Source organism: Acidobacteriota bacterium, from assembly GCA_026707545.1.
In the GTDB taxonomy this organism is placed as follows: Bacteria; Acidobacteriota; Thermoanaerobaculia; order Multivoradales; family Multivoraceae; genus Multivorans.
In genome coordinates this window covers 469,176-483,089 of sequence record JAPOWR010000002.1, presented here as the reverse complement: position 1 = coordinate 483,089, position 13,914 = coordinate 469,176, and the positions used below count along the sequence as shown (strand labels likewise).

Here is a 13,914-nt window from a genome sequence, read left to right as displayed (position 1 = left end):
CTTCGCCCCTCACCGCCCAAGGAACTGGCGGCCTCCTACCGAGGTGGCTCGGTCGGGTCGCGTCCGTCGCGAGGAGCGCCGGTGCCCGACGAGCCCATGAACAGCTTCCGGCCATCCGGGAAGGTCAGGTCACGGCCGTTCGCCTTGTTCGACCCATCCTTGGCCTGGTAGCCGTCGACCACGATCTCGGTCCCGGGTAAGAGCGAGTTCTTGGTGAAGCCGCGACGGGCGAGCGTGTTCGGCGTTCCGCCTTCCACCATCCAGACCGTCGACGTGCCGTCGTCGTTCGCGACCTCGAGGTGGATCCATGCGTGGGGATTGATCCACTCCATCTTCGTCACCGTGCCGCGAAGCTGGAGCGGCCGGTCGGCGTCGAACTCGGCCGAGAAGGCGTGGTGAGCCGCGACGGGTATGGCGATCACTACGGCCGCGCCTGCGGCGAGCAGAACGATCCGCTGGAACTTCATCGTTGTCTCCTCTTCGACGTTCAGCTTGGGAGTCAGGGACTTGAATCGGCGCCCTTGCGCAGGTGCCCGTACATCAGTTCCTCGGCGAACTCGACACACTTGAACTCCAGGAGCTGCATGTTCGGGTCGATCCGCCGGTAGAGCGGCAGGCTGATCTTCCAGGGCTCGCTGTACACGTTCTCGTCCGTGATCGTCGCCTCGTACTGAAGGTGGTAGGGGCTCGTCGCGGTCCAGCGCTCCTCGACGTGGATCGCATCCGTGTGGTGGTTGCCGCTTGAGTCGAACCAGGTGTCGGGCACCTGGCTGGTCACGTCGACCACCAGGGTCTCACCCTCCCAGCGTCCCCGCGAGTGCCCCATCCACGTATCGAAGGGAGCCTCGAAGTCGGGCCGGTTCATGTAGATCACCCTGCTGGCGCTGGCGAACTCGTACGCGATGAGGATGTGATCCGGCGTCTGGACGATCTGGAAGGGAAAGGGCAGGTAGTTGGCCCGAGGGATACCCGGCATGTAGCACTTGACCGCCGGGTCGAGCTCCAGCCAGTTCTCCCGGTTGCTGTTCCGCAACTCCAGCGCATCCGGCAGGTAGGGGATCTTCCCGCCCTCGACGACGCCGAGGCCGCCGGGGACGGCGCCCAGAGCGCCCATCTTGACGACCGGTCCATGACGGGCCGCGTGGGCCTCGATGTCCCAATGCGTCGCACCCAGGGCCTGCCAGATCCCGTTCAGGTCGGGCTTGCCGTCATGGGTGCGCGGCGCCGTGTAGTCCGTACCCTGCGCCGAGGCCGGCGCCGCCGCAAGGACGGCCACCAACAGCACCACGACCGCCGTTCGCTCGATGAGACTCCGCTTCATCACACGATCTCCTATCCTCTGAGCCGGGAACGGTGAGGATAGCAGCCGTCGCGGCCCGCGGTTCGGGCGGCCAGGCCGGTGAACGAGGCCAGTTAACATGAAGCCGCCTTGCCCGGTTCACGACTCTTCCGAAGCTCCGCGGAACGGCTGGCGGCAACCGTCGCCGCGGCCGCGACCATCGCCCTGACGCTCTGGCACGCCCCCCCGCAGGCAGCCGCGCAGACCGAGCCGCCAGCCGAGGAGGCACCGGACGACCGACCGCCGGACCAGCGCCCGATCCGCGAGGACATCGTCCTGCGCGAGTCGATCGACGTGCGGCTGATCAGCCTCGACGCCGTGGTGACCGACTCTTCCGACCGACCCGTCACCGGCCTGACGAAGGACGACTTCGATCTCAAGGTACAGGGAGAGCCGGTGGAGATCCTGAGTGTTTCGGCCGGGGAGGAACTGCGCGAGACGATCAGCGGCCGCCTCACGCTCCTGCTCTTCATCGACGAGCGGCACCTGCAGCGGAAGCACCGCGACATGGCCCTGGCCGAGATCGCCGGGGCCCTGGACGCGGAGATCGAGGCGAATCCCACCTGGGTTGCGGCTGCCGCCTTCGGGGAGCGCCTCGAACCGCTGCTTTCGCCCACACGCGACCGCGATGCCGTCAAGGCGGTAATCACCGCGATCTCGGACCGCGAACCGCCGGCTACCGGTCTCCGCAACCAGCAGCGCGTAGCTTCTGTGGCCCTGCGCGACGCTCTGCGGCTGATGGCCGCCAAGGGCAGCCGCTACCGGCTCGGCGAAGCGTCTCTCGCCAGCGTCGAGTCGAACCTGCGCAACTACGGCGAAGCTCTGCGGCTCGACACCCTGCAGACCGTCGCCGCCGTGCGCTCCCTGGTCGAGGCCCTGGCCTTCGTCCCCGGCCGAAAGGCGATCCTGTTCGTGAGCGACGGCCTGCCACGCCATCCGCTCGACAGCGCGGCGAAGACGATGTACGACCGGCTCGCGGGCGCATCGCGTCAGCTCGAAGGGGACGAGTTGATCCGGGCTCCCGGCACTCTCCAGATGCACGACCGCAACCACCTGCCCTTCGGCGTCGACCGGGCCGACGACATGGGCCTGCCCTCCAACAACCCCCAACTCGACGACGGAGGCGCTATGTCCTTCCAGACGTTGGCCGCGGAACTGAGCTGCGCGGACGCCTTCGAACAACTCGCGGCCCTGGCGAACACGCACCGCGTCACCTTCTATCCGCTCAAACCGCCGGTGGTCGACCCGTCGATCAGCGATCTGGGTGAGAGCGCCGCGGGGCGAGGCTCGATCGTCGAACTGTCGGATGTTCGCTCCGGCATGGAGAGTCTGGCCGGCTTGACCGGCGGCCTGTCCTTCGCCGCCGAGACCGGTGTCGGCGAGTTCCTGCAGTCGACCAGGGTCGACATCTCGACCTACTACTCGCTTTCCTTCGCACCGCCCGACTCGATGGGCGATACCGGTATCCGGGAGGTCACACTCCGGTTGCGGAAGCGGTCCGCGGCTCGGCACGGCAAGGTGCGCTACCGCGCCAGCTATGTGCCGGTGACGATCCAGCAGAACCTCGCCAGTCGCGCCTGGGGCACCCTGCTGTTCGGCTGGGAAGAGAATCCGCACAACATGGAGGTCCAGGTCCGCCGGGTCGCCGACCCGCCGAAGGGCCGAAGCCAAGGGCAGACGCCGCTCGAGGTCGTTGCCAGCCTGCGCATCGGCGAGCTTGAGCTCGTGCCGGTGCGAGCTGCCCGAAACCCTGTTGCCAGCGGCACCTACCGCGTCGTGCTGCAGGTTCAGCGCGACGACGGGAGCCGGATGCCGCCCCAGCACTTCGACTTCGATCTCAGGGTGCCTCTGGCCGAACTCGAGGCGGCGGGAGAGCAGTACATCGCCGTCCGCAGCGGTCTGCTGCTGGCGCCCGGGAGCTACCGCCTGGCGGTCGGTCTCTGGGAGGAGAACAGCGGGCGCTCCTCCTTCGTGGTGCGGGCACTCTCGGTGCAGCCGGACCCGAGCGTCGCCTGAACGAGCGGCACACCGGCCGCCCGGTCGAACGTCAGCGCTGCATGCGGTAGTTCAGCTTGACGATCACCTGCCGGCCGAGGGGCACTCGTCGGTGGATCGCCTCCGCGGTCCAGTTCTCGTTGTAGACGACGTACAGGTCCGATCCGGGCCGGTAGATCCAGTGGAAGCGGGCGTTCACGCCGAGCAGTTCGTCCGCCGTGTTGTACTGAGCGAGCAAGTTGAGACGAACATTGGGGGTCCACGAAACGTCCAACCGCTGCTGGAACTGATCGAAGCTGAAACTCCCGGCGGCAAGCGACACGTCGGTGTACGACCAGGAAGTCGAGGTCCGCAGCCGCCTCGACAGCCGAAGAGTCACGGTCGACGACGTCGTCAGCCAGTCGCCGTCGAAGAACCCTCCCCAGAACGTCAGGCTGTCGTACCAGACCGGCCGCTTGCCGCTGGTGGAAAAACCACCCGCAAAGCCATCGTTGTCGTACAGGCCGGTCGGAACGACGATGCCCGGCGAGATCTCGAACGGCTCGAACAACTGCTCCTTGGACCAGCGCCGGCCGAGCCACAGGAACTCACCGCTCTCGGTGGCGAAGCCGAGAGGCGAGAAGGCGATTCTCTCGCTCTCCAACCGGCCGTCGCTGCTCCGTTCGAAGCGCTCGACACCGAGGTCGGACCACCAGTTGAGCAGGCCCCACTTCTCGATCCTGGGCCGAAACTCCAGGCGCGGATAGAACATCCTGAAGTCCCGCCGCAGTAGGAAACCGGCCGTCGGCTCGAAGTCCGGCTGCACCTCCACGTAGTCCGCGGTGGCGCTGAACTCCGGCCCCTGGTAGGCGAAGCCCGCGCCCCGGGTCTGGTTGTCCTCCTCCTCGGCCCCACCCAACCCGAGGTCGCTTTCCGCCCAGAATCCCGAGACCTCCGTCCGCTGGGTCGGCTTCAGGTCGAAGTCCAGGCCCGCCAGCCGTTCGCTGCCGTGCCCTTCCCGGCCGCGCTGGGTGAAGATGCCTCCGATCGTCGACCGCTCGCCGATGTTCCTGGTGAACCGGGCCACGCCGTACGTCGCCGCGGGCACCGCACGCTCTCCATCCTCCCCCGCCGGGAGGCCGGCAGTGCCGATCCCCAGAACGCCGATGTTCCAGCCGCCCGCCCGCCCCGTGAGCCGCGCACCGACGTCGATCGGCACCGTGCGACCGCCTTCGAGCCCGATCTGCCGGGAGAAGAACGGCCTCATCAATGGCTGGCCCCACGGCACTCGAGGCCGCGGCCCGAAGTCGAAGACGCCCGCGTTCTCAAGGAAGAAGTCCCGCTTCTCCGGGAAGAACAGCGAGAACCGGGTCAGGTTGACCTGCTGGTCGTCGACCTCGACCTCGGCAAAGTCCGTGTTGTACGTCAGGTCGAGCACCAGGGAACGGGTGAGCCCCCACTTCAGATCCAGTCCGCCGTCGAAGTCGTCTCTGCTGCTCCCGAGGACCCGGTCGTCGCTCTGACCGGCGACCGCGTAGGGCACGATGTCGAGCTGGCGCGACGGCCGAAGCCCTCGCAGTCCGGTCATCTCCCCGGCCAGCGACACCCGGTAGACGGCGACCTGCTGGTACTGCACCAGGTCACTGTTGCGGCTCGCCTCCAGCGGCAAGGGCGCCCAGTAGGTTTCTTCGTTTCGGCGCCGGATCACCCGCTGCACGTTCAGGCCCCACACCTCGCCGCGGGGATCGAAACGCAACGTCGAGACCGGAATCGCGATCTCCGCCACCCAGCCCTGCCCCGTCCTGCGCGCGGCGACATCCCAGACGCCGTCCCAGGCCCAGTTCACGTCCCTGCCTTCGTCGGTAACCAGCGCGTCGGTACGCGCGCCGTTCGGGTTGGTCTGGAACAGGTAGGCGTTGCGCCCGTCGTGAAAGGTGTCGAAGAGCAGCAGGATCGAGTCGTCCTGGAACAGGTCGCTGTCCCGCTCCATCTCCTTCGCGACGATCCTCGCCGGCTCGCGGTCGTTCGCCCGCACCGCGACGAACATGGTGTCGGGCGTGTACGCGATCGCGAATTGGGTCGACTCGCTCGACGGCTCGCCGGTGCGCGGCTGGCGCTGGACGAAGCCGCCCGCCCACTCGGTCGTGGACCAGGCGGAATCCGTCAACTCACCGTCCACACGAACAGGCTGCTTGATGCGGAGCGCCTCCATGACAGGCCCATCCTCGGCCGCCGCGAGATGCGGGACGGTCAGGATCGGAGCCAGCAGAAGGACGATCAACCGAGTCCGGTCCCATCCGCTTCGGAACCGGGCGCCAGCCATCGCAACGGCACGATATCGTGCACTTCACCCCACCTCCACCAGGAGACGTACGATGTCGACACGCATGCTGCTGCTCGCACTGGGCTGCGCCGGCGCCGCGGGCTTCCTCGGCGCGGCCGGGAACGACAGAACCTCCGACACGATGGCCTCGGCCGCGAACAACCTCCTCGCCGCCCTGACCGCCGGCCAGCGCGAGACGGTCATGCTCGACTTCAACGCCGCCGAGAGAGTCGACTGGCACTTCATCCCCAAGGAGCGCAAGGGGCTTTCGATGCTGGACATGGACCCGGCGCAGCACCACCTGCTCCACGCCCTGCTCAGCGCATCGCTCAGCCGCACGGGCTACGGCAAGACGACCACCGTGATGAGTCTTGAAACCGTGCTGCGCAGGCTCGAGGAAGCGGCCGGCGCCAACCGGTTCACGTCGATGCGCGACCCCCTCCGCTACCACGTCACGTTCTTCGGCGAACCCAGCGAGGACGGCGACTGGGGCTGGAGCTTCGAAGGGCACCACGTCTCGCTCAACTTCACAGTCGTCGCCGGAGAGGCGACCGCCTCCACGCCGCTGTTCCTGGGCGCCAACCCGCACCGCGTGCCGAGCGGGCCGCGCGAGGGACTCCGCGCCCTGGGGAGCGAAGAAGACCTTGCCCGGGCCCTGCTCGAGTCCCTGGACGAGGAGCAGCGTGAACGGGCCACGATCGGCGAGGAGGCACCCCGCGACATCTTCAGCTCGAACCAGCCGCGCGTCGAGCGCCAGGTTCCCAAGGGCCTGCCGGCAAGCGCCCTCAGCGAGGAGCAGCGGGCTCTGCTGGACGCGCTGATCGAGGAGTACGCCGGCAACGTGCCGCCCGACCTCGCCGAACGGCGCCGCGCCCAGGTCAAGGCCGCCGGGAATGCGATCCACTTCGCCTGGATGGGATCGGGCGACCCCGGAGCGCCCCACTACTACCGCGTCCAGGCGCCGGACTTCGTCATCGAGTACGACAACGTCCAGAACAACGCCAACCACAGCCACACGGTCTGGCGCGACTTCGACGGCGACTTCGGCCGCGACCTGCTGGCCGAGCATCACCGCGACTACGAGCACTGACCGGAAAGCAACGGGACCGGCAATTCCGTTGCTAGGGTAGCGCCCCTCAAGACGACAGAGGAGGCGCCCAATGTCCGCACCCAAGCCCGGCACGGCCGGGTGGCTGGCCCAGGTTCAGGAAGAAACCGTCGACCCGTCGCGGCGGATCGTCGATCCGCACCATCACCTGTGGCGGCGGCCCACGGGCGACTACCTGCTCGAGGACCTGTGGGGCGACACGGAGGCGATCGGCACGGACGGCGAGAGCCACAACATCGAGAAGACGGTGTTCGTGGAGTGCAGAGCCTGCTACCGCGAGGACGGTCCCGAGCACCTGCGGTGCGTGGGTGAGACGGAGTTCGTGGCCGAAAACGCCGCCGCCTCGGCCGAAGGCGAGGGTGCTGTGATCTCGGGCATTGTCAGCCACGCGAACCTGACCCTTGGCGAAGGCGTAGCGGAAGTGCTCGACGCCCACGAGGAGGCCGGCAACGGCCTGTTCCGGGGCATCCGCCACTCCGGCGCCCGCGATCCCCACCCCGAAGCCTTGCGGATCGCCGGCCGGGCGCCCGAGGGACTCTACGCCCGTGACGATTTCCGGCGTGGCATGGCGGTGCTGGGACAGCGCGGCCTGACCTTCGACACCTGGCACTACCACCACCAGAACGGCGACTTCGCCGATCTGGCTCGGGCAGTGCCCGAAACGACGATGATCCTCGACCACTTCGGCACGCCGCTGGGCGTGGGCCCCTACGCGGACAAGCGCGAGGAGATCTTCGAGAGCTGGAAGGACGACATCGCCGAGATCGCCGAGTGCCCCAACGTCGTCGCCAAGATCGGGGGCCTGGCGATGCCCGACAACGGCTTCGGCTGGAACACCCGGGCCACGCCTGCGACCTCGGACGAACTCGTAGCCGCCCAGCGCCGTTACTACCTGCACACGATCGAGTGCTTCGGTCCCGACCGCTGCATGTTCGAGAGCAACTTCCCGGTCGACAAGTTCTCGATCCCCTACCACGCCATGTACAACGGCCTGAAGAAGATCGCGGCCGGGTTCCCGGACGACGAGCAGGACGCGATGTTCTACCGGACCGCCGCCCGGGTCTACTCCTTGTGAGGTTGCGGCTCCAGGCTGTCGCCTGCGGCCTTCTGGCCGCCGCGTCCGCCTGGAGCCACGCTCAGGAATCGAGGTCCGGCGAACCGCCGCCACGACGCTGGACCACTCTCGAACGTCTGAGCGCCGAGCGCCTCGCGGCGGCGCACGCAGACATCGGACGGCTACGCGCGGCGGTTCAGCCGCCGCCGCCCCTCCCCGGCCTGACCGACTACCGCGGCGTGTTCCACGCCGACGCCGGCGACTCGGATCACACCGGCGGCACGCCTGAGGAGTTGCTCCGGGACGCCAGGCGGATCGATGTCGATGTCGTCTTCCTGTCCGACCACTACCGGCCGCCGCGCGACTTCATGGACGGTTGGCGCGGACTTCGCGACGGCGTTCTGTTTGTCCCTGGCTCGGAGGCGCACGGCTTCCTGATCCACCCCGAGGCGTCGGTCGTCGAGTACATGGCCGGTGACGCCGCCGGCCTGCTCCGCCAGGTTAACCGCGGCGCCGGCATGGCCTTCCTCTCCCACGTCGAAGAGCGGGTCGACCATCCGATGGACGGCCTGGCCGGCATGGAGATCTACAACCGCCACGCCGACGCCCTCGACGACGGCGACTCGATGCGCGCCCTGGTCGCCTGGATCGTCGACCCGGACCAGTCGAAGGCCCTGGCCCGTGCCGTCGAGCTGTACCCCGAGGAGGTCTTCGGCGCCCAGTTCGACTACCCGGCTCTCTACCTCGCCAAGTGGGACCGGGAAACGGCCCGCCGCCGGATCGTCGGCGTCAACGCGAACGACTGCCACCACAACCAGGTCTTGGTCGTGATCAAGGTCGACGACAACTCCGTCCGCGTCGGCACGATCGTCGACGATCCGGACGAGATGCGGGTCCTGACGACGGCCGACGCGCCACGAATCCCGGAACTGGTTCGCGACCACGAGCCCGGTGACGTCATCGGCCGCTACGACCTGGACCCCTACTGGGTGTCGATGCACAACTCAACGACCCACATCCTGGCTCCGGTACTGGACGAAGCATCCATCCGCGCCGCCGTCGCCGCGGGCCACGTCTACGTCGCCCACGACTGGCTGGCCGACCCGACCGGCTTCCAGTTCTTCGTCGGCGAACCCGGAGCGCCGGCCGCCATCATGGGCGATGAGTGGACGCTAGATGCAAGAGGAACGGCGGAACTCAAGGCCCACTTCCCCTTACCCGCCTACATCAGACTCATCCGCAACGGCGAAGAGATCGCCGCTACCGAAGCCCGAACCTTCACCCACCGCCTCGACCGCCCTGGTGCCTACCGAGTCGAAGGCTGGCTAGAGGTCGACGGCGAATGGCGAACGTGGATCTACTCGAATCCGGTGTACGTGAAGTAAGCCGGTAACCGCCTCGCGCGGATCCCACCGACGCTCAGCCAGAACGCCGCCAGCACCGGGGATCCCTAGTCAATCACTGTACGCAGGACTTGGCGTTGTCGACGCACGAGCCCCAACCGCGGGCCACCAGGACGCCACGTAGACGACCTCCAGCCTGGGCGAGCGCCGGAAGGCCGTCCCAGCGGGCTGTCGGCAAGCGACGGCCGATGCCCTACATCGACTGACGCCCAACCGGAGCGCAGCCGACCGCAGCGAGCGCCGACTCCTCATCGTCCGATCAAGCGCGAGCGGCCGCAGGGACGGCCTTCCGGCGCTCGCCCGGGCGGGTGTAACCGACGACGCCGCGTCTCCGGCTAGTTCGGCGCGCTCTCCTCCGTGTACCGCCGCAGTTCGGCGCGGCCGACGACGAGGTGATGGACCTCGTCCGGGCCGTCCGCGATACGCAGCGTCCGCTGGCCGGTGTACATGTCGGCGAGCGGGGTCCACTGCGAGACGCCGGTGGCGCCGTGCATCTGGATCGCCTGGTCGATGATCTGGCAGGTACGCTCGGGGACCATCGCCTTGACCGCGTGGACCCAGACCCGCGCCTCGCGGTTGCCCAGCACGTCCATCGCCTTGGCGGCGCGGAGCACCATCAGGCGCATCGCCTCGATGTCGATCCGTGCGCGTGACACGAGCTCGATGTTCTTGCCGAGCTGGATGATCGGCCGGCCGAAGGCCTCGCGGGACATGCCGCGCTTGACCATCAGGTCGAGGGCCTTCTCGGCCTGGCCCACGGACCGCATGCAGTGGTGGATCCGGCCGGGCCCCAGTCGGAGCTGGGAGATCTCGAAGCCGCGGCCCTCGCCGAGCAGGATGTTCTCCTTCGGCACCCGGACGTTGTCCAGCTTGATGTGCATGTGGCCGTGAGGTGCGTGGTCGTGCCCGAAGACCTTCATCGGTCCCAGGACGTTCACGCCCGGGGTGTCCATCGGCACCAGGATCTGGGACTGCTGGCGATGGGCCGGCCCACCGGGGCTCGTCTTCACCATGCAGATCATGATCTTGCAACGCGGGTCGCCGGCGCCGGAGATGTAGTACTTCTCTCCCTGGATCAACCACTCGTCGCCGTCGAGGGTGGCCCGGGTGCCGATGTTCTTCGCGTCGGACGAAGCCAGGTTCGGCTCCGTCATGCCGAAGCACGACCGGATCTCACCGTTGAGCAAGGGCTCCAGCCATTTCTCCTTCTGCTCCGGCGTGCCGACGCGCTCGAGTACCTCCATGTTGCCGGTGTCCGGCGCGCTGCAGTTCATGCACTGCGAGGCGAGCGGGTTCTTGCCAAGCACCTGGGCGATGTAGGCGTAGTCGAGGTTCTTCAGCCCCTCGCCCGTCTCCGCGTCCGGCAGGAAGAAGTTCCACAGGCCCATCTCCCTGGCCTTCGCCTTGGCCCCGTCGAGCAGCTCCAACTGCCCTTCACCGTAGCTCCAGCGGTCCTCTCTCCCCTCACCCCGGCGGTAGTACTCCTCGGTGATCGGCTCGACGTAGTCGGCCACGAAGTTCTTGACCTTGGTCAGAAGCGGCTTCGCTTCCTCGGACATCGAAAGGTCGTACAACTCGGCGTCGATGCCGAACGGGTCGAGATCGGGCATGGCTCGCTTGCTCCTTCTCCCAGATAGAGAGCGCTGTGATTTGAGGCCGCGAAGCTATCGCAGCAGGCGCGCTGGCGCCACAGGCCGAGCCACGCGGGTACCGCTTCGGTGGCCGGCCGATTCAAGAACCGGAATCCGGGAGCCAAATCATGGATCCGCTGGATCCAGCGACTCGAAGGAGATCCGTCCAGGACAGTGAATCGCCATCCTGGCACGTCTGAGAGACAACCGACGCCCGAACTCGGGAAACCTGCGTAGAAACAACACCAAACGGCCCGACCGGGTGCTCGTCCGACCCTCGTCACAACAACTGGCACCCGCCTTGCTGAACGGCCTTGTGCCCCGCAACCAGGAGGGCCTTCCTTCGTGTCACATCTTCAAACCAACAACCGGGGAAACCGTACCGGCCTGAGCCGAGGCGCGGTCCTCGGTCTATGCGCCGCCCTGGCGCTTGCTTTCTTGGCCGCCCCGACGGCCGCTCAGCTCACCGGCCGGCTTGCCGGCCAGGTCATGGACGCCGACGGCGCGCCGCTTCCAGGCGCCACGATCACCGTCAACTCGCCCAACCTGATGGGCTCTCGCACCGACTTCGCCGACGCTGAAGGCAGCTTCAGCTTCCCCAGCCTGCCACCGGGTGTCTACACCGTCGACGCCGAACTGGACGGCTTCGTTCCTCAGCAGCGGATCGAGGTTGAAGTCCGCCTCAACCGCGCTACGGAGGTCAGGTTCTCCATGTTGGTCAGCGAGTTCGCCGAGGAAGTCGTCGTAACCGCGGAAACCCCGGTCGTTGACCCGGAGCAGGTCTCTACGGCCGTCACCTTCTCCACGGACTATCTTGAGAAGGCTGCCGTCAGTTCGCTCTTCCGCAGCTACCAGACGATGCTTGAACAGGCGGGCGGCGTCGCCGGCGGCTCCAATCCAAACGTCTACGGCTCAACCCTGGGCGAAAACGCCTGGTACGTGGATGGCGCGAACACCACCGATCCCGTGACCGCCACCTGGGGTCTCAATCTCCCCTACGACGCGATCCAGGAAGTGAACTTCGAACTCGGGGGCTACGAGGCGCGCTACGGAGGGGCTACCGGTGGCGTCATCAATGTCGTCACCAAGGCCGGGGGCAACCGCTTTGCGGGCTCCGTCGATCTCCGCTACCGCGATACCGACTTCAACACGAACGGCGAGCACTTCGATAAGGACGCCAACATCACGGAGTTCTCCGAACCAAGCGTTACCTTCCGAGGTCCCATCACCCGAGACAAGCTCTGGTTCAGCACCGCCGCGAATCCAGTGCGCTCCAAGGGCACTCCCACCGGCTCTGTGCTGACCAGGGACTTCGATGGCACGAACCTCTTCGGCAGAATCACCTGGCAAGCCCGAGACGACTACCAGATCGTTGGTCGCTACCACGGCGAAGACACAGCCATCCATAACGACAATGCTGGTCGCCTCGTCGCCGCTGAGGCGGGAAGCCGACAGGATCAGGCAGCGCAGATCGTGGGCGCCACCCTGCTGGCCGTGCCCACCTCCAATCTTCAGTGGGAGTTCCAAGCAACCATCATTCGCAACTCGCTAGATGCCTATCCGGAAAGCGGCGACTTCGACACGATCGGACATGTCGACTCGTTCGGCGATGGCTCCCGTACCGTCAACTACACCAACCAGCAGTTCTCGGATCGCGAGCGCGATGAGTACAACACGAGTCTCACGTGGTTCACGGATGGCGCCGCCGGCGACCATGAGCTGCGATTCGGCATCGTCCACGCGGACAACTTCTTCCGTACGCAAAACAACTCGACTGGTGGCGGCTACTCCTTCGGCGACCGATTCGGCCAGCCCTACACTTTTCTCTTCTCGCCGATAGAGGCATCGACCAACAACGATGGTCGCTCTCTCACGGCATACGCTGAGGACACTTGGCGAGCCACGCCCAATCTGACTCTCAAGTTCGGTGTCCGAAACGACGAGGTTTCCTTCACGAACGATGTTGGCGAGGAAGTGGCCGACATGTCCAAGCTTCAGCCTCGCATCGGCTTCGCCTGGGACATCACCGGCGACTCCAAGACGGTCGTCCGGGCGAACTGGGGCCGCTACATGCACCCCAACGCTCTGACCTTGCCCAGCTTCGCAAGAGTGAATTCGGAGCCTACTGTTCGGTGGATTTCCTGTTCGACGTTCAGGTCCAGCCTTGGTGCCAACTGCCGCGACGCGTATCCCGGCGAGCAGACTGTCGGGGGCCTCACGTTCCCGAACTGGACGAGCGATCCGGTGGGGTTCGATCCCAACGGATGGTTCTTCAACACGACGTTCGCCAGCACACCGAGCACGATCGTGCCGGACCTCAGACCGACGTTCGCGGACCAGTGGCAGGTGGGCGTCGAGAGGCATCTGGCGCGCCGAACGTCGATCGCCCTGACCTACATTGACAAGGAAACCTCAGACATCTTCGAGGACACCTGCAACGGCAATATACCGACTCCTCGCGAGGGCGCCGATTGTGACTACTACGTCATGGCGAACCTGCCCGGCTTAACCCGGGAGTACAGAGGAGCGGTTCTTGAGTTCGTTTCCCGGTTCACCGACTGGATGGAACTCCGAGGCTCCTACACTCGCTCCGACTCAGAGGGCAACGTCGGCTACACGCAGAACGCTGGCACGGCCTTCGACGTCTACCCCGTGCATTTCGACAACCGGTACGGCTACATGGCGGATCACCGCAAGCATCGGGTCAAGTTCAACGGCTATGTCGACCTGCCGCTTGACTTCGGAGTCGGATTCCGCACGTTCTGGTGGTCTCCCTTCGTCTACTCGTCGACACAGCCTGGAGATCCCTATGGCACGGAGTTCCTGGAACCACGGGGCAGCCGCGAAGCACCCGACAATCAGTACCGCATCGACCTCTATGTCACCAGGTACTTCGATCTTCCCGGGAATCTCCGGCTCAACGTGATCGGTTCGGTCCACAACGCGCTCGACAGCGAGCAGGTCACAAGCATCTGCGGCAGCCTCCCAGGTTGCGCCGGCGTCGACCAGCACACAGCGAGCGCCTACCGGCAGCCGCGGAGCTTCGAGGTCGGTCTCCGCTTGACCTACTAGACGAATCGTC

Annotated in this window: 9 protein-coding genes; 5 read left to right on the top strand and 4 right to left on the bottom strand. The window is 66.5% G+C overall.

Features of this window, described 5'->3' with window-relative positions:
- Window positions 1–35: 35 nt before the first annotated feature.
- A complete protein-coding gene (locus OXG83_14295) occupies window positions 36–467 on the bottom strand; it encodes a DUF6152 family protein (protein ID MCY3966202.1) in 432 nt (143 codons plus the stop codon).
- A gap of 32 nt (window positions 468–499) precedes the next feature.
- Window positions 500–1,321 carry a hypothetical protein gene (locus tag OXG83_14290; GenBank protein MCY3966201.1) on the bottom strand — a complete coding sequence of 274 codons (822 nt, stop codon included), beginning with the start codon at window positions 1,319–1,321 and terminating at the stop codon, window positions 500–502.
- A gap of 108 nt (window positions 1,322–1,429) precedes the next feature.
- On the opposite strand from OXG83_14290, the gene OXG83_14285 reads away from it, so the two are divergent.
- Window positions 1,430–3,355 carry a VWA domain-containing protein gene (locus OXG83_14285; protein ID MCY3966200.1) on the top strand — a complete coding sequence of 642 codons (1,926 nt, stop codon included), beginning with the start codon at window positions 1,430–1,432 and terminating at the stop codon, window positions 3,353–3,355.
- 31 nt (window positions 3,356–3,386) lie between these two features.
- Here the strand turns inward: OXG83_14285 and OXG83_14280 are convergent, their stop codons facing one another.
- Window positions 3,387–5,594 carry a DUF5916 domain-containing protein gene (locus OXG83_14280; protein MCY3966199.1) on the bottom strand — a complete coding sequence of 736 codons (2,208 nt, stop codon included), beginning with the start codon at window positions 5,592–5,594 and terminating at the stop codon, window positions 3,387–3,389.
- A gap of 94 nt (window positions 5,595–5,688) precedes the next feature.
- Between OXG83_14280 and OXG83_14275 the strand changes: the two genes are divergently transcribed.
- The 3 genes from OXG83_14275 (at window position 5,689) to OXG83_14265 (ending at window position 9,183) form a co-directional block, all read left to right on the top strand.
- Complete coding sequence (locus tag OXG83_14275) at window positions 5,689–6,726, top strand: DUF3500 domain-containing protein (GenBank protein ID MCY3966198.1); 1,038 nt, start codon at window positions 5,689–5,691, stop codon at window positions 6,724–6,726.
- A gap of 70 nt (window positions 6,727–6,796) precedes the next feature.
- Entirely contained in the window at window positions 6,797–7,819 is a 1,023-nt protein-coding gene (locus OXG83_14270; protein MCY3966197.1) for an amidohydrolase family protein, read from the top strand.
- A gap of 2 nt (window positions 7,820–7,821) precedes the next feature.
- On the top strand, window positions 7,822–9,183 hold the full coding sequence (locus OXG83_14265; protein MCY3966196.1) for a histidinol phosphatase: 1,362 nt from the start codon (window positions 7,822–7,824) through the stop codon (window positions 9,181–9,183).
- Window positions 9,184–9,536: 353 nt separating this feature from the next.
- Here the strand turns inward: OXG83_14265 and OXG83_14260 are convergent, their stop codons facing one another.
- The gene (locus OXG83_14260) at window positions 9,537–10,811 is read right to left on the bottom strand and encodes an acyl-CoA dehydrogenase family protein (protein MCY3966195.1); all 1,275 of its coding nucleotides are present in this window, start codon (window positions 10,809–10,811) and stop codon (window positions 9,537–9,539) included.
- Window positions 10,812–11,270: 459 nt separating this feature from the next.
- On the opposite strand from OXG83_14260, the gene OXG83_14255 reads away from it, so the two are divergent.
- Window positions 11,271–13,904: a TonB-dependent receptor gene (locus OXG83_14255; protein MCY3966194.1), complete on the top strand. Its 2,634-nt coding sequence runs from the start codon at window positions 11,271–11,273 to the stop codon at window positions 13,902–13,904.
- Window positions 13,905–13,914: the final 10 nt, after the last annotated feature.